Below are 20,168 nucleotides of genomic sequence, written 5' to 3'. Positions count from 1 at the left end.
AGATTAGTGACTCTCAGTCACTTATTCAATTTATTATTTTAACCCTCCTGTAAAATCTGTGGGGTACTATGCCCGATCTTGTATAGTGTTGTATATTTCCTTCTGACACATTATCAATGCTTCTGTTACTACTTGCTACTTCTGCGCTTATGCTACCCGATGTTGCTTGTAGTCCGCCAATAATTGATCCGGCTAAATGGCCAAGACTGCTAACGCCGCCTTGCATAATGGCAAATGCTAAAAATGGTATGACCATTTGCAAACCTGCTGCTACTGTTACTATAGTATCGACATGATTTAGGATGGTGCTGCTACTGCTAAAGCTGAGCATTAAACTAGAGCCAGTCTTTAAATTGCTATAAGTACCCATAATCATATTAATAATGGCATTTAAGGATGGCCATAATTGTAGGGAAGCAACTAAAGTCAAATAGGAGGTGTATTTTACTATACCACCACTAAAAATTAACAAAGGTACTAAAAACATAAAAGAGGCATAGACTATGCACTTTATTACTACCAGTAACATTGGTAAATATAAGCTTGCCATATCACTTGATAATAGCCAGCTACTTTCTTGATTAGTTCTAGCACGTGCTACTGCATAGTTACTGGCGGTATAATCAGAGATACTGTTAATCATCATTTGCTGACGTAGGATATCACCTGCTTTCTGGCTACCTCCATATAGAGCGCTAATATTTTTCTCAAATATACCGTGCTATGGCAGATTTTGGCACGCCATAATCTGCACTATTGCTTGCTAAAGCAAATTCAGTATTAGCATTTTTGGCAATTACTCTGTTGGTTTCTCCAGCAAAATAATTTTCAAAGAGATTTGCTGCGTCTTTACAAGTAACATTACGCACATCACCTCCCACCCGCAGGTAAAGACGAGTTAAAGTACCAGCCTTACTGCTTACTAATTTCCAAATATCTGGAGTATCTATTAATTGTTTAGGAGTAAACTGGTAGCCTATCATTGCTGGTAATACCACACATTGCTTGATAAAAGAACGCATATTTTCTACAAATTCTGGATCTTTAATCCGAACTTGCCGTAATTCCTTTTTTAGCCGGGCACCAAATAACATCCCATAATTATAATAAGAAAATATCGGTAGGGTAGAGCTGCTCAGCGCTTCAATGGGCGCATATACTTGTTCAAAACCAAGAGTGACCAAATGGCCAAATTCTTCCAATATGCCAACAGGTAGCGCAAAAGCCATCGGAATATTATCAACCTTGCCTATTTTTTTACTGACATGATCTTTAATAATCATTGCTGTTGTAGGTAGTAATAAGGCGTTAATTAGCACAATCATCCCCAATATTTTCAGTACATATGCCCGCCATACCATATTACTATTACTGTAAGTCATACGCACGCAGTAATAACAGCCAGTCAAAATACATAAACTATTGACTAAATCTGTATAAAACTCACTGTTACGTAACATTGCCAGGCCATTTAATACATAGTATAAAGCATCGTAATAACCGTAAGTATGTATGCTCAAGTCAAGTTCCATAGTTCTTTACCTATTATTTATGTTTTTCTCAATTTCTAATCTATTATTAGCCATCCAGTTCATTAGTGGACATAAACTCCTGAAACTTCATCTCAAAGTACTTTTCCTCTTGTAACATTCTCATCTTAGTTTGTTCGATAATATTATAGCGCCTAAAAGCATTTTCTCTGCTACTGACCAAGAAACTGATGGTATTATTAACTTCCTGCTCAAAGTTGGTAAATACCCCGATATCGGCAAGTTGCAAGTAAGACAGCTCGGATACTGCTTCAGAAGTTTGTTGTAGTAATTTGGTCAGATAATTAGTTATAACGTCATAACATAGGCTTTCCACAAATTCAGCCATGCGAACTGTCAAATAAGCGCTATCAGCGTTAGTAGCCAGTTCTCTTTGAATCTTATTAGTGAGTGGGATAGATGATAAGGCAATTAAGCTCTCCTCTTCTTCTGTAAAGTTGCCATTATTGGCTTTTATTTTTTTCACCATAGAAACCAACATCTCATTAATACTGCCATATAATGTATCTTTAGCGGATAATTTGGTTTGGGCTTTTTTGGGAAGTAAACATAAATTTAGCTCATCACACTGATATAGTTCAAGCATAACATTGCCGCTTCTGATGCCAATAAAGTCTTCTATTAAGTCTTTATTGACTAGCGACTTTTTATGACTTATAGAGCGGCGTCCTTCAGCATCTTTTGTACCAATAATAGTGCCTGAAATGCTCATCAATAATTCTTTAAAACTAGTTGCATCACCGCCACTACTTGCTTTCTTGGTCAGTGCTTTCCAGACCAAGTTAAAACTATCACCTAGTAAACTTGCCAGCTCCTTATTGGTTTTAGTAGGATCTCCATTATCTATTTTAGCTTTATCTCTAATATCGGCCATATCACTGCCACCCTTTGACATTACCAAGTCACTTTGGCGGGTAAGCTCTGCGCCTTTATTGATTCTGCTTATGATACCATTACTGATCTGAGTAGCCATATCGCAAGAATTAATATTGAACTGGTTAATATTTCTTTGCATTTGTTCTAAATAAGTCATAATATTTTCACATTGCGGACAGATGGTTTTAATCGCCATAATTGCTGCATAACCGCCAACATTTTGGACTATCTCTTTCAGGAATCTCTCCATAGCAGCACTTTTAATAAATGATAAGGCCCCAGCTCTTAAATCAAGTTGTGCTCCACAAGGCAGCCCTCCAAGTTTGCAGGTAGGAGCTTGAAAGTTAATAAGCTGTAAATCTTCTATAGGCGCTGACTTAAGTAGCACCGATCCACCAACCATATGGCCTGCTAATTGATCTTGTACTATCGCTGATTTCGTTACATTACTCATAGTGGAGCTTGGCATAACGCTGTTAATTAATTTCTCAATGCCGGCATAACTATTGCTGCTTGTAAGGATCAATACTAACCACACTGTAACTATTATCCGAACTAGCTTTATCTGAACCAAATTCTTAATTGCCATTTTCTGTTACCTTAAAGTTATTACCTGGATTATTTTTCTGGCTATTGGGATAAGTGTTTAAGTATTCAACAGCAAATATTGCCGCCTCTTCCAGCTCTGACATTGATGCTGCACCTCGCATTAACTCAACAGTTGATCTTGCTATCATTAGTAACTGCGACAATTGTTGGAACCTTCTGTAAGTTTAACTGTTCAGCAAGAGACTTATTTTGATGGGTTTTAAAAAATTGACTCTTGCTACTATCCAGACTTATTGCTTCTACCTTAAAGCCATATTATAGCACTACTCTACCGCTGATACTAAGACCGGCTAAGGATACGCCATCACCACCGCTAAAAAACATAATTTCTTGCTCTGGTACCTCAATATCGCTATGTCCAGTTTTCTGAATAATTTTTTGCCTCACTTCAGCTAGCACTGCTGGGCTATTATTAAATATTGCAAATCTATCAGTAGTATTTTGAATACCGCCATAACACATTCCCCCATCTCTACCTCTACCAAGCCACCAGTGATCTGGCATCTCATGATGAGCTAGGCGAATAGTTGTTGGCTTTAACTCTCTGGCAGTTTTTTGTACACATTTTACCTCTATCTTATCAGTGCACTGATATTTATTACGTAATTCTTCACAGATAATCTGCTCATACACCGTATCTCCTTTATGTCTCTCAAGTGCTGTATCAAGCTGAAGATAATATTGCGGCTCTATTAGCGTATCACCTTTGACCTGCTTACAATCAATATCTAACTTTTTTAATAAGGCAATTAATCCTGCCATCATTTTTCCTGTGCCTTCAGCTACTCTAGTTGCATCTTCTTGATGTTGCATCATGCCAGGTTTAGAGTAATCCACTAGATATTCATTAAGCCAATTTTCTTTGAGAGATTCTCTTATTCCAGCATCTTCAAGCTCTTCTGCCCTGATGTTACTGAGTTCTGCCTCTTTAGCTTTTACCTGAGTACTACCTACTAAATCATTAAAACCAGCCTTAATCTCCACTCCTTTTACTACAGCTGCTTGTTGTTCTTCTAACATTTGCGTAAATCCTGGATAATTATCAATATTTTCCGTAAAGAAAGGGTCTATCTTATTAACATTAGTCTTAGTAGTTGGATCCCGATATTCAGCCTTAGCACTAATGCTGCCTAGCAGTAACATTATCAATATTCCAATCCTTAGCCATCTAATAGTTTGTTGTCTAACTGCTATAAATCTAAATCTTGGTTTGTTATTAACACTCATTTTTCTAATAACCTCTTAGCTTCTTGGGATAAATCACCATTAGCGGCAAATTTCTCTAAAGCTACTTTTATTCCTATACTGCCAGTAATCTTATCGTAAGTAACCTTGCTAGATTGTTCCCCTAAACAATCTTCTTCCTTGATCAATAAAATCGTCGGCACAGTGGAAATAGCAAAATAATCAAAGGCTTCATCATCTATTTGCATACTACCAGCTTCACCATTTTCTGATATTGTCATTACTAGTTTTGCTAATTCCTTAAAACTACCCTTTGGCAATCCCTTAAATACCAATGTCCCACCATACTGAACTACCTGCCTATGATACTGGCGCAGTAAATTTTCGGGCATCCCATTACTTACAAATACTTTTACCACTGCTTTAGGATCAACAAACTCATTAGCTACTAATTCTTGATCAGCTAAATTCTTAGCTTGTTGTTTATTTTGCTGAGCATCTAATTCACCCAGCTTTTGCCACATAGCGTTTCTGGTTAATATTTGTCCTGCGTTTCTGGCATCCTTACCCCAGTTCAGTTGTTCATCTGTTGGTTGTAAATTCTTCACTTCTTGTAGTAATTCATTGCTTGCTGTACTTGTGCTACTAGCTGCATTACTAGCACAATCGTTAATTGTCTTACTTACATCTTTTGCATAAACATTGATGTTGCTACTGATAGTTACTATAGCAAGTAGTAAAACTTTCAAAAAAAACAGCAGTTCGTTTTTCGCCATACTACATACCCCCAATCTTGTCCTGAATCTGGATATTCTTTAAACGTTGAATACATCATATCACTAAGTCCAAGTGGCCAACAACCAATCCCGCTTGATGTTGATTTTGGATTCACCATCTGTAGCTTATATTGACTCTTTTTTATCTTTAACGCCCTGGATTTACGGCATAGTTTACCGCCACCTGCTACCTGAGTATTTTCACTAGTAGAAGTCTCCTGCGCCAGTCCAATACGGTGCATCTTAGCAATTATTCTAGTAGCTAGCAGGCTACTATTTTGTACCCCGCCAACATGATCAGCATTAGCACCACTAAATGGATACATATTACCCCAGCAACCAGCGCACCAAAACATACTATCAAGCGGTATCCTAGCTGTGCTACTTGCACAATCTAAGCCGCAAGCTGCTTGGGCTATAGGGTTTGCAAACAAATAGCTTTCTGGATTTAGCAAACTCTGCAACTTCTCATCATTCCACGTAACATCAAACTCACTCATATAAGCCACATCAAAGGTAGACTGCTCTAAACAGATGAAATCAGTAATCAGCTCTAACCAGTAAATTAACGGATCAATATAATAATGCACGTGATAGAAACTATCATGCACATGCCTATCATCATATCCCCTATTAAAACTACTAATTCTTTTTACATCAGATCCAAGAGAAATCCCGCCAAGGTTAGTCAGACAATAAGGTGTTCGTGTAACATCAATTAGTCTTACTGGCTCCCAAAATCCTATGGTGATACCTGGGACCGGAATATTTGCTCTTGGACATACACAAATAGGTGATGATGGGTTTTTAGTGTCTCTTTTTTTCGGTATTAATCCACCACCGATATTAATGACATTGCCTATGCTGATGGGCATTATGCAGCTCCAACAAATATCAGTAATTGGATTAACAAAATGTCCCTTACAGGTAATATTTGCCTTTACTGAAAATGGCATAAAAATTGCTATGATCAGTAAAATAATTTTTACTTGAGTAGGAGATTTTGTAGTTACCCTTAGGCTCAATGTTTTGTTATGTATGCTACTTGTCATATTTTTTAATCGATCTTAATTTCCCTTACTCTTAAAACTTTTCCTTCCTGCTCAATTATTGCTGGTACTTGCTCAATTTTAAATTTAGTTGTTAAAATTCCTGCTTGATCAAAATATACTTCTCGACCCAGTTCCTTCTGTAAATCAAGTGGCCTACCAGCTATTAATATTAATTTATCTTCTTCCTTGACTACACCGCTACTTTGTTGCTGCTTAAACCACTCTATTTGCATTCTATCTTTACCATCAATAAATATTAACTTCTTCTCTAAACTCATGTGATCTAGTGGATTAACTCTGGTACCTAGCGCATAAAGTAGCGTGCCATCTGGTAAAATAATATCCTGCCTTACTATATAGCTTGGTTCATAGATAAAACTTTGTGCTTTTTGGGTACGCTTGATATTGGTAACAGCTACTGGCTCCTCTATTCGAGTTCTAGCAATTTCTAGCATTTTGCTTTTCTCCTGTTCTATATTGACTAACTGCAGTTTTCTTTGAATCATTGTTAAAAATCCTTCTTCTTGAACCTTAAAAACCGTTCCATATCTACCAAAATCCTTAGCCATAGTTATTTGTGGCAGAATTACTAAAATCATGGTTAGTATTATTTGTTTCATTTATATTTTCTTCAAATCTTTACCAATCTCTCTCCACTTTGCCGCTATTTCTGGTTTGTTAGTAAGTAACTTTTTATTTGCTAGCAACAGGCCATAAAGAACATCTACATCCTGTGGATGTAAATAATCTAAACCTGCTTTTATTACCAAACCTCCAAGTAGTATCTTTTTTCTAGTATCTTGTTTGCGTGCTAAATCATTAGTATGGTGATTGGGCATATGGTATTTGTTTGTTTTGCTATAAAACGGATAGTGCATTTTCATTAAACTCCTCTATCTTTATTGGTTATTGTTGATCAGTGGTAACTCGCCATATTTTTTTGCTAAAGCTTTGACAGCTTCATCTTTGCTAAGTCCTTTACGTCTTGCTTCTAGTAAATATTTAAAATCAGCTGCTTCTGTTGAGTACAAGCTTTGCGAGTATGGATCAAGTGCTAGCCTGCCCACAACTTTTAAGCCAGTAGAGATCAGCAGCATTTCTGCATATTTACCGGGCAGCAAACTAATAGATTCAATTAACGGCAGCATATCTTTAAAGCCTGCTGATTGGCTAAATGAAGTTAGTCCTTTCTCATCTTGTTTTAATATTACCGTCCAGGCGCTATTTTCTAAAATACTCTTACGCTCATCACTTTTTTGGAAATCAGTAAAATTTTGCACACAAATCACTAATGAGCCGCCATATTTTCTCACAGTTCTGCCAAAGCTTTCTAAGAATTTGGCCGAATAATCTAAAATCATCCAAGCTTCATCAACTATCAGCAAAAATTGCTTTGACCGTTCACTAGTTAAAAACTGGATAGTTACTTGCATCAATACTACCTGGAGTATTACCGCTAGTAATACTGGATCATTCTTAACCTCCTCAAACTCAAAAACAGTTAGTAACTCTTGAAATGACGCAGCTTTGCTGCGCGCAAAGAATTTACCATGTACTCCTTTTTCAGTATAAGGGTATAAAGTCTCGGCAAGAGCTTGCGCTGTACCTACCCCTTCTAGTTCGGCTAACACTTTAGCAAGTTTGGTAATATCAAGTAAACTGCCATATTTCCCTATCGCTTCACTTATTGCTCGCTCAATGATCGCTTCCTTATGAGCATCCTTGCTAATACCACACATCGCACTTATAATGCTTTTGGCATAGATGATACTGTCTTTCGTAACAAAATGATCGCCTATCTGTAATATCTCTATTTTTTGCTCTAAATGAGTTTGAACTTGAGCTGTAACCTGAGTACTAACAGTAAGCATCTCAATTTGTTCTAAGGATAAGCCAGTAACTGATCCTATTTCCCCTAAATTACAGTTTTGAGCCAGCATAGAAAGAGCCTTAGCATGTTTTGTGCCACTACCGGCTATTTGGGCAAAAGGATTTAACGAAATATTATTATGCTGATTGAATCTAATCGTTTCTCCGCCAATTAACTCACAAATATTTTGGTAACTACCACCGATATCTAAGATAAATACGGAAAGCTGTTGTGCGAGCATTGAGGTAGCCAGTTCCTGCAAAAATACTGACTTACCAGAACCAGATGGTGCCATTACAGCTACATTGTAATTACCAGCATTAATACGTACAAATGGGTTCCAGTTAAATAACTCACCTCTACGTCCTAATAATAGTACACCGCTTTGCATCACTCCCTTCCACTCACCATGGATTGGCAGCTTAGCTATTACTTCTTTACCTTGCGCAATCTTAACCAACTGAAAATGCTGCAAATAGTTCCAGCTAAGCTGCTGCTGCATTGGCAATATCGAGAGCATTGCTGGTAATTGTAGATTTTTGTTGACTTGTAATTGGAAGTCATAGGTATTATACAAACTAGTTAAGCATTCCTGTGCTATCTCTATTTCAGCTTCCGGCGCAGTAATCATTATTTGCAGACTTTCTGTCAAGAACTGCTGGCCATTTTTAGCTTGAGCCATTATTTCTTGCCATTCTAGAGCTTCTTTTTTTAAATTAGTATCATGCCTGGCATACCATTGCTCTGCAGCATGAATGCTTCTATGGCCTCGTGCCAAAATCTTTGAGCTTTGCGTTTTACTGACATTATTAGCTACGGTATAGCTAATGATTAACCTGGCTGGTAGGCCATAATCACCGTTTGAGCCAAGTAAATTAATCATCTCAAGTAAAGACCATTGTTTTGGCAGTATAGTTGGATAAAAACATTTAGAAACTAACTTATTAGATACTAACTTGTGTGGTTTTAAGCTATTATCGTTATCAATACTATCTAGATGAATTAGACTATCTTCTTTAACAATAGTTCTTGATAGTGGCGTCAATATTTGACTAGCTAAAGGATTGATTGGATCATATTGATGACGGACTCTTTCTTGCATTGTCATCTGAGCTATATCAGCGGCGACAAACATCAGATCCTGCGCATCACATATACGGGGAGATAATTTTATTGATTGCAGTTTTTTCACTAATTTGCCTTGGAAAGCCACTATTTCTTCGATAGCTCTATTACTAGCATCACTTTTTTTGCTAAAAGAGACATATATCCGAAAATCCCGAGCCATTCTGCCATCTGATTTAACAAAATCTTTGGCACGTTTACGGACAAATTCTTTGCGAAATGCTGTTAATTGCTGTAACATCTGATTCGGATTATTTCTAGCATTACTCCATAATTCTAACTTCTGCTCTATATTATGGCTGGCAATCAGTAAAAATTGTAAATAGCAATTTACTGGTAATTCATTGTTAAAAAATAGGCTTAAGTTCTTCTCCAAATTAACATCTGAGCCAACTATCAAGGATATTTCCAACATGAACCCTATGACGTTATGCGCATTAAAGAAAATATTACATTTAGGGTCAAAATATCGATAGCTTAAATACTCAGCTAAAGATTTTGCTCCTTTGGTATTGTTGTTGATGTGTTCTTGCAATAGCTTACCACTTCGAGATGATCCTTCAGCAGGAACGGTAAGACCGCAAATATTACCAATATTTTGTAAGAAATTATCTATGTTCATATGATCGTCTAATTTGCCTTATTTGATATATAATAAGTTGCCGTCTTTAAGTATTTTCTGATCAGTTTCTTGCTGCAACTTTATTTTATGCACTGTATTAGGTTTAATATTAGGTTTTTCTGCAAAGGCTCTAACATAGCAGTATCTTCCTTTACATTTTGTCCTGTCCTTTAATTCTACTTCAGCAATTTCTCCGCTATTAATTCTTTGATCAACTATGCTTAAGGGCACACAATTTAAACCACGCGCGTCTTTGCAAGCAAATGATGAACCATAACTACCGCAGCTAGATAAACTCAATAACATCGTCAGTAACAAGCTGGGTAAAGATATTCCTTGCACTACTTTGCTTCTTATTGTTATGATCATTATCACTATTCTCCCTGTCATTATTCTGCTCTCATAATTTTTACTTGCTAGCTTTGCTTATTTTCTTTCCTGCTTAATTTTTTTATGGGTACTGATCTCTCCGACAAAAAAGCCTTTCATAAAGATAACATCTACCTTTACACCGCCAGGAATAGTTAGCACCGGTGACATACTCTCTGCCATTTTTAAATAATAATCAGCTATTTTCTCAGAAACATTTGAGACTCCTGATAAAGCACCGCTACTTACCATATCCTTAAAACCTTTCTGCTGCGTGGCAACTCCAAAGCTGGTGATGCTCATACTATCTTGACCTTTACTACTTTGGCTTAGGCCGCTAATCACTCCGCCCACAAGAGCATTTTTAATATGTTTACTACTAGTAGCAATCACGGTACCTTTAATGCCGTTCATCCCATCTGGCCCATGCACCGTGCCAGCTATGTTACTGGTAGTAACTAGCTGGGTGGTAGGGTCAATACAGACCATTTTTTCTGCCCGAATAATTGCTCGCTCACTTGATAAGTCACCGTAGCTGCTACCTAAAATGCGGCAGGTAGCAATATCAAGATTAAAGTTTTTTGGCAAATTGCCCCGCTCTGTTAGTCTAATTACTACAGAAGTAGCATTCTCATCCGGGGCATGTAAGGCGGTAGATACCGCAAGACCACCAAGTAAGTAGCCACTAACATAAGAGGTTTCTGGTATGTAAATCTTAGCATCTTTTGGTCTATCAAATTCTATTGCATTAGTTAAATTGATGGCGCTAATATTTGTCTCATTAGCCAAATCTTTAATATTGCTTCTGCCTTCTTCATGAATTTGCCGCATTATTTGGTACTTGCAACAAGTCATCAAGTACTTGGAAGTAATCATTGAAAATAATCAGTTACTACTTGATGCTTTAGCTGGGAAAACTTAAGGTTAAATTTTTACTAAAATTATTTATCATTGTTTTTTAAAGGCTTGATACATAATTAATAACACAGAAGTAGTGTCATTAAAAATGCCGAGTTGCTACATATTTAACCTTAAATATTGCAGTTTACGTTTTTGTTTAATTGTAGCAACTTGCTGACGTTTGAGTCTTACAGATCCTTGTATCTTTGGTGTTGTATACTCGAATTATCTTACGAAATTGGAACATAAAACAAAGGGTGAGAGCGTGCGTAAATAGTAGATATGTTATAGAGTTTTGCTGTTGCCCCGAAGTTTTGCGAAACCAATGCTTCAAAAGAGTATATCTATGGTTGCTATTTAATTCATTGCAATACTATCTTTCACTGGTTATCAAGGGTAGTATGCGTTTAAAATAGCCAGCAGCAACATATAAAAGATTGCTTTCTTGCTTGTTTAAAAATTGCAGTTTTAATCCTGAATAATCTATGTTATAAGTACAGATTGTGATTAAGCCAGTAGCTGATAAAGTGCCGAGTATGCAGCAAAGTAGCAGGTTAAGCGGTGAGTTGAAAAGTACCTTGTCAATTATGATAGTGACAGGTTTGGTACGCCAACTAATAACTCTGTTGATTAATTTATAAAAAGCTAAAGAATCATGTACTCCTTTAGCTTGGATAATTTTTAATATGGTTAGCTTATTCTTTTTGCTGACAGCAACAATATCTTGTCTGAGTTGATGGCTAGCAGGACCATAAGGTGGCTCCAGAAAGATTATTGCTTTTTTATCTGTTTTGCTAGTCATAAACGGTCTCTCTTTTTGGTTAAACTTAAAGTTTTTAAGTTTTGATCACCTAGGTACCTAGCTTATGATCCTTGGTGATCGGGGAGTTAAGAAAACCGTCATAGAACGATCATAGTAGTTTTTAGGCTATAATAAACCTTGGACATATACTACTATCTCCCCGACCATAACAGTTGGGGATTACATCTTTTTTTGGCTGATGAGACCATCTATGATTTGGAGTTCTTACGCCCCAGAATGGTTTTATGACCATTCCAACTGTGATTCTAACCAAATTTACCAGCAAGTCAACTTGATTTCCTAATTCCAAAGAATTAGCCATGAAGGTTATTGTGTAAAAATAAAATCCTGAATTCCTGCGTTAGCTTATAATATCTGTGTAATAACGTTTGTAGCCATTTTTTATTACCAACATTTTTCTCCTATCCTAAAAAAGATAAGTTCAACCAGTATTTTTATAACGGAGCATAAATCCTGTAACAATAAATAATCTCTAGAGAATGCGGTTAAAGTAAGGTTACAGTAGATATGGAAGCAATATGATAGTGATGTCTAAAACCGTGCATCATTTACTGAATAATTTAAGTGGTGCGGCAGAGATACGTTTTAATGTCGCTACACATTTTAATTAGAAACATTTATTCAATTATATTTTGTTAATAATTCGTTATTAATAATTCATTAGATATTCTTTTACCATTAGACATTGAGTATTTGATTGTAATAGTGCTAATATTAAAATCTTTATATAAACTTCTAATAAAGCTGGTATCACTGTTAGAAATCATAAGTTTCACTCCTTTATCACTTAATTCTTTAGCAAAATTCTTCAGTCTTATTTGGTCATTTTCACCAAACGGTAACCTGGTATAAAAACTCTCACCTGATTTATGATAAGGTGGGTCAAAATAAACAAAATCATTGGCTGTAGGTTCAATAAATGAGAAATCACTTGCATAAATTATAGTGTTTTGCAAAAGATTGCTACATTGTATGGTAGTAAAATGATTAGATTTATGATACTTTCTTGTAGAATAAGATACCTGTGCTTGATCATGTTTATTTACTCTATATATTCCCCTAAAAGAATATTTATTTAAATATAAGAATCTTGCAGTAATCTCTATCGGATCATTGCTATTAATATTATTATCTCTAACTTGATAATAATATTCTTTACTATGTTTTAGCTTATATGACTCACATAGTTCAATAATTTTTGCTGGATCCTTTTTGACAGCATTATAGCTTGTTACAAGCTCAAGATTGATGTCAGATAAAAAACATTTCTTGAATTTATCTTTTACTTGAAAAAACAGTGCTCCACCGCCAAGAAAAGGTTCATAATAATTATTTAAACCTAGCGGAACGTGCTCTAGTAGTTGATCAACAATTTTTCTTTTCCCTCCTACCCATTGAAAAAATGGACTAATAGTAGTTGTTTTGTTCTTCCTAAAAGTTTCCTGCATTATTTCACTTCGTTCTTTAATTATTTCTAATTCTTCTTTAATAGAAGAATAGAACATTAATTAAAAACAAATAGTTGTCATTGTTACCTATAACAGAAAAAACATATGCAAAATAGACTTGTTCCAAGCTCTAGATTACTGGGCCTAAATAACTGATATTAATTTTATCGTAAAGATTGCTAGATAGATAAATTCTGATAACATAACCTATACATTTCTTCTTCTATTTGTAACATTTTAGGTATTTTATTGCTAAAATACCTACTAAGAGTGATAAAGCTTTGAAAATACTCTGCCACTATCTTTCTTACTTGCTTAGAAGATTGAAATTTTAAAGTCTGCATATTATGAAATCTATCAAGCAGCTTAATTAATAAAATGTCATATTTTTTCTGATACCATAATGATTGGATCATTTCTATTGCACTAATTTTTCGATCTGACTTCACCCTAGTTAAATCTTCAACTTGCATTGCCACAACGTGGCCAAAAATTTTAGCAATCATTGCTTTGGTTAGTTCTGTATCTTCAATTACATCATGTAATATTGATGATACTATAATATCAGTTCTAAAAAGATAATCAGAAATCATATAAGCCACTTCTAATGGGTGGGAATAATAAGGTTCACCTGACTTTCGCATCTGCTTGCCATGATATTTTTTGGCGTAATAAATAGCTTGTGTTATCTTATTAATATCAACTAGCCTGATTACTTCCGTATTTAATTGAATAAGTTTATCAAGTAGTCTATTTGAGTAATAGCATGGGGCAAATTTTGTTTGCCAATTGTCAATATCTTGCATAAAAATATCTTAATATCTAAAATTCTAGTATATACTAAAAATTTCAGATGCTGCTAAGGATTTATTGTATATCATAAACTTTTTTAGCAAAATTATCTCAGATACTAGGAAGGCATTGTTGTATGAATAGGTAAAAAGAGGTGAGTTACAAACACCTTGATATTTTGTCGCTACATAACTTGTTTTGCTATTTCCTCAGCATTGATATGAGGTACTGTAATTTGTACACTATTTTGCATTGATAATTCAGGGCCTATGCATGAAAAATTTTCTTGACAGAAGTAATAAGGTATTCTACTGACATAGAGTTTTTTCTCATTATACTTTTTATGCTCTGTTTTGGTTTATGTTTTACTTTTTGTAATATGTTCAGAGCCCATTTTCTTAATAAGATTTTCTATAGTAGCTACTCTTTGCTCTATTCTTCTATGAACTTTATCATTATTTTCATTGGTCATTTAGTAATTATCTGGATCCCTGAAGTAGGTTTTAACGTCTTCATGTAACATTCCTTGGTTACCTTTTAAAAGATATAACATAATCACCATCTTGGTTTACAATTTATTCGCATATATCTCTTTGAGCTCCCATGTCATCTATTGTTATAAGATGGTATTTATAGGTTTTGTTCTAATTAGTCCTTGAATCATTAGGTATTTATAGTTAATATTTTTTAATAAATGGAATTATTTTGTCAAAACGTGAGGAGAATGAAGCTGTTACCCTATAATAAATGTATCACACTATTATGCTACTACATGTTAATCAGTTATTTTTCCTGTACTTATGCTACTGCTCAAGATACTTTCATTTCCTCTTGTGATAAAATCCCTATAGGTTATGAAGGGAAAGTATTTAAAATAAAAACTGATTATCCTGACAAGATTCATAATGTTCAAAAACCATGGGAATCAATATCTTTTAAGCAAGAACCAGAGAAATATGCTTATGCTATTATAAATTACATATATGAAGGGAATATAAATTGTGATTTTGATTTATACTGTAATAAAATATCAAATTGGTATCATGCACCTTGGATGCATTATGGATTAACAGGCAGAGAATTTGTCAGAGGGTTAACGCGAGAAAAATCTTTAATACCAAGCCAATTACATATTAATCAAAAATCTACTTTTCAAAATTGGGCAATTTCAATTGTTAATGAAATGGGGGCATATACTTATGGACAAGTATGGAAAAACGTTAATAAACCAGATATTAAAAAAGGAATTTTCCTAAATGGTACAGTTAGTGCCAAGATAATATTTACAGAAGCAACGCCGATAGAAGTGCCTTATCTTAAAAATAGTGTAGAATGGATTGCATATATTAATCAGTCTGGTAAAGGAACTCCGAAAGACTTTAAAATATTACGATTACTTCAGATTGATTTTTTTGTAAAAGATAAACGATCTAAAGAAACTGGATGGGTAGCTGGAACATTTATATATGATAGTAGTGTAAATAATATCAATCCATGGTTCAATATCAAACTAATAGGTGTTAGTTGGGGAAATGATCCAGATTATTCCAGCATAGATTACCAACAAGGAAAAACATTATCTGAATCGTGGGTTTCTGATGAAAATAGCAAGCATTTAGGATATTTAGGTAGATTAGCTGGTCCAGCTGATAATAAAAATTCTTCTTGCTTATCCTGTCATAGTACAGCTCAATATCCCGAAAGATCCTTATCAGTACCTGTGATGAAAGATATGACAGAAAAAGAAATAGCTTATTGGTTTAGAAACCTCAATTCTGAAGCTTTTGATAAAGAATCATTCAATTTAGATTATTCTAAGCAGTTGAGCCATGGTATTATACATTTTTATAAAGCCCAAACTAATAAAGATCCTACAGGATGTAATAATTTCAATTTACCGTAAATATGTAGTGGTCTAAAATGCATGATTCATAGAGATTGTTTCAATTTAGAGACATTCTAGAATGTCTCTAAATTGATAGATTACAGAGAACCTGTTTAGGGTGGATAGCTTATCATGAAATAGAAAATTTTTTATGTGTAGCAGTGGTAGGTTGCTTAACAGACATTTGGCTAGAAAATACAAAATCAATTAATTGATGTTGGTGATGAACCCCAATTTTGTTTTTAGCATTTGCTATATGTTTTTCTGCAGTTCTATATGATATGCCAAGTCTACTAGCAATATGTTTCTTAGGATAGCCAAGAGAAGTCAGTATCAGGCATTCCATCCCTCGCTGAGTCAGAGTAAAACATTGATTTAGATATTTTACATTAATTTTAGGTGTTTTCATAATAGTAGTATAGTAGTTGATAATTTTGTTGTTACCATTTTTAGTTAGTGTGTGATTCTGGAAATAATTCTGCCAAGCTATTTTGGCTAAAAACTTTTACGGATAAATTCTGGTATTTGATACTATCCAGCATTGTATTAACCTTACGACTAACAAAGCTAATAAAACTCTCAAACCATGCAAAATGGTTAATGTAATATCTGATAATTTCTGAATTGTCACTAGCAGGTAGAAAATAAAATCCTTCAATTTTATCTTTTGTTCTTCTGTAAATCACTAAATTATTACCCGTTGCCTGATTGTAAAATTTTTGCAAGAATTGGTAGCTGGGATTTTTGCATTTAGTGCTATCAATATTCCTGGTGCAAAAGCCTATAGTTGTACCATTGCCTAAAAACTGACGATAACCAAATTCTCTGACCTTGAAGTTAGATAGATCCACCAATTTTGCTTGTAATACATTTTTTGCTGAATCAGTAAAAATTTGCTCATTCTCACATATTTTTAAAACTTTAGGGATTTCCGCCATATCCGTAAGAACTGATCTATGTTCGCTTGCAACAGTTTTGTTCATATTTTTATTCTAATTGCTGTAATTAGTGACAGTATGACAAGTTTTTTGCCTTAAGCAATAGCCATTTCATTACATGAAACGGTATTTTGCCTAAAAAGGTGAGCAATAAGCTAAATAATAGCTAGAATTATTTCATACTATGAAATTCAGCAATAGCGTTTGATCTCTGGTATGAAATAAGCAAATGACCTTGGAGCTTCTAGTTTGAGTTTGTAAACACGTGCTACGACTTGCTCAATTTTTTGGTAAATAAAATCTTTGCTAATACCACTTGCTAGCCATTCTAGAATCAATAATTTATCTTCTGGTAACGGCATATCATGCTTATTAAACAGTGTTTGTAACTTTTGAGTTAATTCAGCTATTTCTGTTTCTACTAATTTTGCAAGCTCAAACGATTTATCCACATGCCTATCTATATCATCTAATCTTAAATCAATATTTTTATCTTTAGACGCGCCCGCGCGTAGGCATTGCGATCGCATATGCGGATTTGATGCGACCGCATATACGCTCGCATCCTTAAAATTGTTATTTTGGAATTCCTGAAATGGCAAACTATCATTCGGTCGTTTAGTCCATCTCTTTGAGGCATTTAAAGAATTTTGTTGTGATATCTGCACAAGTTTTTGATACTCTTTTTTCAACTCTAGATGAGTAAAGGTTTTGTCAGAAAAAATGAAAAAATTTTGCAAAATTTTTTTATAATTTTGCCATTTTTTTGATGAAATATGTAAAAAATGTGCCAGTTTTTGGTCATTATTTGGTAATTTTCCGCCACTTATCCACATATGTTCAAGTAGCCTAATGTAAATACCTAATTCGTCATGTGCAAGTAAATTAGTACCATAGAGAAAGGCTGATAGAGAAAAGGGTTTGCTTTGAGATCGTAACATCATAAACTCCTAATAATTTCATAAAATTTAGTTGGTTAAAACGCCTAAAAAAATGCTAAAAATACAAACTGCAAAAAATTTGCTAAAAAACCTTTGAAAAATCTCAAAAAAATCCAAAAAAAATTGTAAAAAAATCTAATTTTTACCCTTTATCCACAGGTTAAAAAAGTTATTCACACTATATCCACATGGTTATACACATACTTATACATAGTTTTTGTGGGTAATTTTATGTTATTTATTACTGAAAATTAAGGAATTTTATTTAGATTAATTGTGACTATAGGTAGCAAATTTGAGAATTAATTTCTAAAATCCATGGCAGATTTTTGCTTAATTTTTCTTGCTGCTAATGCCTGCTCAAAAATTTTGTCTGAAAGTTGGTAGAAGTCATTTGCTGTAACCGAGCCAGATGTAACTAGATAAATTTTCTGCATTACAGGAAGTCTAGGTATTACCCCTTCATACATATATTTATGTACTAGGCTTGCATCTTTCCTTATTTTTTTAGCAAATTCTTGTATTGATAGTCTTTGGATTTCTAACCATGTAATTAACTGCATAAAACTATTTGTCTTAAGGTTATTCATCCCTACTAGAAAAACACTATTAATCATCTAAATACACAAAATTTAATAAAAATTTCATAATATGAAATTTTTTGTCTCTACTTAAGGGGAGAACATAGAGCCTTACAGGTAATTAACTGTTTCATTCCATGAAATGGGGGTTGCAGGACAAGAAAAAATAGTTAACAGTTATGATATAAAGATTAAACAAATGCGGAATGTGTATTATGCAAAATGCCTATATGCGCCAGATAATACAGGAAATAGATAATGATCAGCGCTTGCCTGAAGAAATTTATGCAGCAATCGTTACTAGACTAAAAATTATCTCTAAAGATAAGCTTACTGCCCAAGAAGCTCATACGGCAGCTAGAAACTTAATTGGCTTTTGTCAGGAAATTATTAATTACAAAATGACAAAGCACAGAAAGGAGAAACAAACAGTGCAGGCTTCTCAAAATAATAATAGCAAGAATATGACTTATGGCTAAATCCAGAAAAAGACACACTTAAACAGAAATGCTAATAGCTAATAAAAACCAATATAGATAAAAAAGCATATATTTGAGGCTGTCGTATAATAATCAATAGATAAGAATTTACTTTAACAGGAAAATACTAAAAAGTACTGTAAGAGGCTCTAAATGATTAAAAACGATATATTATTAGTTAACAAGCATAGTACCCCACACTTATTGTTGAAGTTGAAAGGCATGCATAATGTGTTTTCGTAGTAATGAAAACAACATAGCAGGGGTATCACTTAACGAGTTATAAAAATAATCTTTTATCCAATCAAATCCGTAAGTAAATAATGAGTATAATTTACGACCATGTTTTTTGATCTTTATAGGATAAATTTTGTTCTTAATGTCACCAGCAAGCACGCAAATAGCTAAGGATAAAGATACTATTGCAAATAGTTTTTCCAGCTTTTTTTGATCTGTAATGTGGGTATCTTCAATATTAAATCCAGATGACTTGAGAGACAGAAAAGGTCGCTCAATGCTCCACCTCTGCTTATATGCTAGCAAAGCACATTCACCAATAAGCACATTACTAGCAATAAATAGTTGCTCTCTTTCTAATTGCAAACAAGTTATTTTAATTGCCATACCATTGTAAATTTTGCTTTCTATAGTTTTAGTGTCACCCATTTGCATATCGGCAAAACATTTATTCAACTTCATCTTGCCACCGTTGAAATGCTTGACCTTCTCACTTTTTCTTAGCCTGATAGCAAAAGGTAATTTTTGGATTCCACCCATATATTGCAACCATTCCTCACCAACAAATTCCCGATCGGCAAGGATAAGCTCTATCATTTCCTTAGGTATAATTGTTAAAATTTGCTCAATCAATTTCTTTCTTTCATTAGTAGAAGAGTTGCCTTTTTTATCAAGTAACAACCATGCTATAGGAATTGAAATATTACCATAAACGATAGTTGCAACAAAAAAATTCAAATTTTTAATACCAAATTGCCAGCTGGTTCTATCTATGGCAAGGCTAATTTTACCTGTTAGACAGAGCAATTTAACAATAATTTTCCCTAAACTTATAAAGCACATATTTTGTTCTAAAAGCAAACGCTCAACTTTAACAATCTTGGCATGCAAATTGCCTTTAGAAGCGACATACAGTGCTAATTCTTTGATTCTCACAGTTTTAGCTTTTACTACTGCACAAATTAATTCTGCAAATGTTTTAATTCGTGCTGGGTGCCAATCTAAAAATATGTATAATATTTGGTATAGTGATTGAGAGTCCATTAATACCTCCTGTTGCTTGTTTCTCAGCGGAGATTAGTGACTCTCAGTCACTTATTCAATTTATTA

General features: G+C 34.2%; 23 protein-coding genes. 2 read left to right on the top strand and 21 right to left on the bottom strand.

From position 1 onward, the window contains the following. Positions 1-25: 25 nt before the first annotated feature. The 16 genes from ACFELV_RS00340 to ACFELV_RS00265 all read right to left on the bottom strand — a co-directional run bounded on the left by ACFELV_RS00340 (position 26) and on the right by ACFELV_RS00265 (position 14,011). Positions 26-700, bottom strand: a complete 675-nt coding sequence (locus tag ACFELV_RS00340) for a conjugal transfer protein TraG N-terminal domain-containing protein (protein ID WP_375327471.1) — start codon at positions 698-700, stop codon at positions 26-28. A gap of 7 nt (positions 701-707) precedes the next feature. Next, positions 708-1,532 carry a conjugal transfer protein TraG N-terminal domain-containing protein gene (locus tag ACFELV_RS00335; RefSeq protein WP_375326257.1) on the bottom strand — a complete coding sequence of 275 codons (825 nt, stop codon included), beginning with the start codon at positions 1,530-1,532 and terminating at the stop codon, positions 708-710. 46 nt (positions 1,533-1,578) lie between these two features. Then, the gene (locus ACFELV_RS00330) at positions 1,579-3,015 is read right to left on the bottom strand and encodes a conjugal transfer protein TraH (protein WP_375326256.1); all 1,437 of its coding nucleotides are present in this window, start codon (positions 3,013-3,015) and stop codon (positions 1,579-1,581) included. Then, positions 3,005-3,163 carry a hypothetical protein gene (locus ACFELV_RS00325; RefSeq protein WP_375326255.1) on the bottom strand — a complete coding sequence of 53 codons (159 nt, stop codon included), beginning with the start codon at positions 3,161-3,163 and terminating at the stop codon, positions 3,005-3,007. The genes ACFELV_RS00330 and ACFELV_RS00325 overlap by 11 nt, the downstream gene beginning before the upstream one ends. Continuing rightward, a complete protein-coding gene (locus ACFELV_RS00320) occupies positions 3,141-3,263 on the bottom strand; it encodes a hypothetical protein (RefSeq protein WP_375327470.1) in 123 nt (40 codons plus the stop codon). The genes ACFELV_RS00325 and ACFELV_RS00320 overlap by 23 nt, the downstream gene beginning before the upstream one ends. Before the next feature lie 27 nt (positions 3,264-3,290). Further along, positions 3,291-4,262, bottom strand: coding sequence for a hypothetical protein (locus tag ACFELV_RS00315; RefSeq protein ID WP_375326254.1), 972 nt, complete (start codon positions 4,260-4,262; stop codon positions 3,291-3,293). After that, entirely contained in the window at positions 4,259-4,996 is a 738-nt protein-coding gene (trbC, locus tag ACFELV_RS00310) for a type-F conjugative transfer system pilin assembly protein TrbC (RefSeq protein ID WP_375326253.1), read from the bottom strand. The genes ACFELV_RS00315 and trbC overlap by 4 nt, the downstream gene beginning before the upstream one ends. Next, entirely contained in the window at positions 4,966-6,048 is a 1,083-nt protein-coding gene (traU, locus tag ACFELV_RS00305) for a conjugal transfer pilus assembly protein TraU (RefSeq protein WP_375326252.1), read from the bottom strand. The genes trbC and traU overlap by 31 nt, the downstream gene beginning before the upstream one ends. Positions 6,049-6,053: 5 nt before the next feature. Further along, the gene (gene traW / locus ACFELV_RS00300) at positions 6,054-6,668 is read right to left on the bottom strand and encodes a type-F conjugative transfer system protein TraW (protein WP_375326251.1); all 615 of its coding nucleotides are present in this window, start codon (positions 6,666-6,668) and stop codon (positions 6,054-6,056) included. Then, positions 6,669-6,932 (bottom strand): conjugal transfer protein TraD, encoded by a 264-nt coding sequence (locus ACFELV_RS00295; RefSeq protein WP_375326250.1) that lies wholly within the window; start codon positions 6,930-6,932, stop codon positions 6,669-6,671. 15 nt (positions 6,933-6,947) lie between these two features. Continuing rightward, positions 6,948-9,665: a TraC family protein gene (locus tag ACFELV_RS00290; protein ID WP_375326249.1), complete on the bottom strand. Its 2,718-nt coding sequence runs from the start codon at positions 9,663-9,665 to the stop codon at positions 6,948-6,950. An 18-nt stretch (positions 9,666-9,683) separates the two neighbouring features. Next, on the bottom strand, positions 9,684-10,034 hold the full coding sequence (locus ACFELV_RS00285) for a hypothetical protein (RefSeq protein ID WP_375326248.1): 351 nt from the start codon (positions 10,032-10,034) through the stop codon (positions 9,684-9,686). A 57-nt stretch (positions 10,035-10,091) separates the two neighbouring features. Further along, on the bottom strand, positions 10,092-10,865 hold the full coding sequence (locus ACFELV_RS00280) for a TraB/VirB10 family protein (protein ID WP_375326247.1): 774 nt from the start codon (positions 10,863-10,865) through the stop codon (positions 10,092-10,094). A gap of 442 nt (positions 10,866-11,307) precedes the next feature. Then, the gene (locus ACFELV_RS00275) at positions 11,308-11,736 is read right to left on the bottom strand and encodes a hypothetical protein (protein ID WP_375326246.1); all 429 of its coding nucleotides are present in this window, start codon (positions 11,734-11,736) and stop codon (positions 11,308-11,310) included. 656 nt (positions 11,737-12,392) lie between these two features. Next, positions 12,393-13,205 carry a DNA adenine methylase gene (locus ACFELV_RS00270; RefSeq protein ID WP_375327469.1) on the bottom strand — a complete coding sequence of 271 codons (813 nt, stop codon included), beginning with the start codon at positions 13,203-13,205 and terminating at the stop codon, positions 12,393-12,395. Positions 13,206-13,384: 179 nt separating this feature from the next. Then, positions 13,385-14,011, bottom strand: coding sequence for an HD domain-containing protein (locus tag ACFELV_RS00265; protein ID WP_375326245.1), 627 nt, complete (start codon positions 14,009-14,011; stop codon positions 13,385-13,387). Positions 14,012-14,721: 710 nt separating this feature from the next. Between ACFELV_RS00265 and ACFELV_RS00260 the strand changes: the two genes are divergently transcribed. After that, positions 14,722-15,900, top strand: coding sequence for a hypothetical protein (locus ACFELV_RS00260; protein ID WP_375326244.1), 1,179 nt, complete (start codon positions 14,722-14,724; stop codon positions 15,898-15,900). 112 nt (positions 15,901-16,012) lie between these two features. On the opposite strand, the gene ACFELV_RS00255 is transcribed toward ACFELV_RS00260, so the two are convergent. The 4 genes from ACFELV_RS00255 to ACFELV_RS00240 form a co-directional block, all read right to left on the bottom strand. After that, complete coding sequence (locus tag ACFELV_RS00255; RefSeq protein WP_375326243.1) at positions 16,013-16,291, bottom strand: helix-turn-helix transcriptional regulator; 279 nt, start codon at positions 16,289-16,291, stop codon at positions 16,013-16,015. Positions 16,292-16,331: 40 nt separating this feature from the next. Next, positions 16,332-16,865: a hypothetical protein gene (locus tag ACFELV_RS00250; protein WP_375326242.1), complete on the bottom strand. Its 534-nt coding sequence runs from the start codon at positions 16,863-16,865 to the stop codon at positions 16,332-16,334. 146 nt (positions 16,866-17,011) lie between these two features. After that, a complete protein-coding gene (locus tag ACFELV_RS00245; protein ID WP_375326241.1) occupies positions 17,012-17,761 on the bottom strand; it encodes a DUF1376 domain-containing protein in 750 nt (249 codons plus the stop codon). A gap of 302 nt (positions 17,762-18,063) precedes the next feature. Further along, positions 18,064-18,378 carry a hypothetical protein gene (locus tag ACFELV_RS00240; protein WP_375326240.1) on the bottom strand — a complete coding sequence of 105 codons (315 nt, stop codon included), beginning with the start codon at positions 18,376-18,378 and terminating at the stop codon, positions 18,064-18,066. A gap of 179 nt (positions 18,379-18,557) precedes the next feature. Here ACFELV_RS00240 and ACFELV_RS00235 point away from each other — a divergent pair, with 179 nt between their 5' ends. Continuing rightward, positions 18,558-18,821, top strand: coding sequence for a hypothetical protein (locus ACFELV_RS00235; RefSeq protein ID WP_375326239.1), 264 nt, complete (start codon positions 18,558-18,560; stop codon positions 18,819-18,821). Positions 18,822-19,022: 201 nt separating this feature from the next. Here ACFELV_RS00235 and ACFELV_RS00230 read toward each other — a convergent pair whose 3' ends face one another. Beyond that, a complete protein-coding gene (locus ACFELV_RS00230; RefSeq protein WP_375326208.1) occupies positions 19,023-20,102 on the bottom strand; it encodes an IS4 family transposase in 1,080 nt (359 codons plus the stop codon). Positions 20,103-20,168: the final 66 nt, after the last annotated feature.

This window comes from Candidatus Tisiphia endosymbiont of Nemotelus uliginosus (assembly GCF_964264835.1).
GTDB lineage: Bacteria > Pseudomonadota > Alphaproteobacteria > Rickettsiales > Rickettsiaceae > Tisiphia.
Note: the sequence above shows the minus strand (reverse complement) of the source record. Positions and strands in the feature narration are given on the sequence as shown.

What these genes read in the sequence shown, in the direction of transcription:
- ACFELV_RS00315 (WP_375326254.1), bottom strand. Translation starts at nt 4,262, where the DNA reads ATGAGTGTTAATAACAAACCAAGATTTAGATTTATAGCAGTTAGACAA.
- ACFELV_RS00270 (WP_375327469.1), bottom strand. Translation starts at nt 13,205, where the DNA reads ATGCAGGAAACTTTTAGGAAGAACAAAACAACTACTATTAGTCCATTT.
- ACFELV_RS00325 (WP_375326255.1), bottom strand. Translation starts at nt 3,163, where the DNA reads ATGATAGCAAGATCAACTGTTGAGTTAATGCGAGGTGCAGCATCAATG.
- traU (WP_375326252.1), bottom strand. Translation starts at nt 6,048, where the DNA reads ATGACAAGTAGCATACATAACAAAACATTGAGCCTAAGGGTAACTACA.
- ACFELV_RS00290 (WP_375326249.1), bottom strand. Translation starts at nt 9,665, where the DNA reads ATGAACATAGATAATTTCTTACAAAATATTGGTAATATTTGCGGTCTT.
- ACFELV_RS00240 (WP_375326240.1), bottom strand. Translation starts at nt 18,378, where the DNA reads ATGATTAATAGTGTTTTTCTAGTAGGGATGAATAACCTTAAGACAAAT.
- ACFELV_RS00330 (WP_375326256.1), bottom strand. Translation starts at nt 3,015, where the DNA reads ATGGCAATTAAGAATTTGGTTCAGATAAAGCTAGTTCGGATAATAGTT.
- ACFELV_RS00260 (WP_375326244.1), top strand. Translation starts at nt 14,722, where the DNA reads ATGAAGCTGTTACCCTATAATAAATGTATCACACTATTATGCTACTAC.
- ACFELV_RS00265 (WP_375326245.1), bottom strand. Translation starts at nt 14,011, where the DNA reads ATGCAAGATATTGACAATTGGCAAACAAAATTTGCCCCATGCTATTAC.
- ACFELV_RS00285 (WP_375326248.1), bottom strand. Translation starts at nt 10,034, where the DNA reads ATGATCATAACAATAAGAAGCAAAGTAGTGCAAGGAATATCTTTACCC.
- ACFELV_RS00245 (WP_375326241.1), bottom strand. Translation starts at nt 17,761, where the DNA reads ATGTTACGATCTCAAAGCAAACCCTTTTCTCTATCAGCCTTTCTCTAT.
- ACFELV_RS00335 (WP_375326257.1), bottom strand. Translation starts at nt 1,532, where the DNA reads ATGGAACTTGACTTGAGCATACATACTTACGGTTATTACGATGCTTTA.
- ACFELV_RS00250 (WP_375326242.1), bottom strand. Translation starts at nt 16,865, where the DNA reads ATGAACAAAACTGTTGCAAGCGAACATAGATCAGTTCTTACGGATATG.
- ACFELV_RS00275 (WP_375326246.1), bottom strand. Translation starts at nt 11,736, where the DNA reads ATGACTAGCAAAACAGATAAAAAAGCAATAATCTTTCTGGAGCCACCT.
- ACFELV_RS00295 (WP_375326250.1), bottom strand. Translation starts at nt 6,932, where the DNA reads ATGAAAATGCACTATCCGTTTTATAGCAAAACAAACAAATACCATATG.
- ACFELV_RS00280 (WP_375326247.1), bottom strand. Translation starts at nt 10,865, where the DNA reads ATGCGGCAAATTCATGAAGAAGGCAGAAGCAATATTAAAGATTTGGCT.
- ACFELV_RS00255 (WP_375326243.1), bottom strand. Translation starts at nt 16,291, where the DNA reads ATGAAAACACCTAAAATTAATGTAAAATATCTAAATCAATGTTTTACT.
- trbC (WP_375326253.1), bottom strand. Translation starts at nt 4,996, where the DNA reads ATGGCGAAAAACGAACTGCTGTTTTTTTTGAAAGTTTTACTACTTGCT.
- ACFELV_RS00230 (WP_375326208.1), bottom strand. Translation starts at nt 20,102, where the DNA reads ATGGACTCTCAATCACTATACCAAATATTATACATATTTTTAGATTGG.
- traW (WP_375326251.1), bottom strand. Translation starts at nt 6,668, where the DNA reads ATGAAACAAATAATACTAACCATGATTTTAGTAATTCTGCCACAAATA.
- ACFELV_RS00235 (WP_375326239.1), top strand. Translation starts at nt 18,558, where the DNA reads ATGCAAAATGCCTATATGCGCCAGATAATACAGGAAATAGATAATGAT.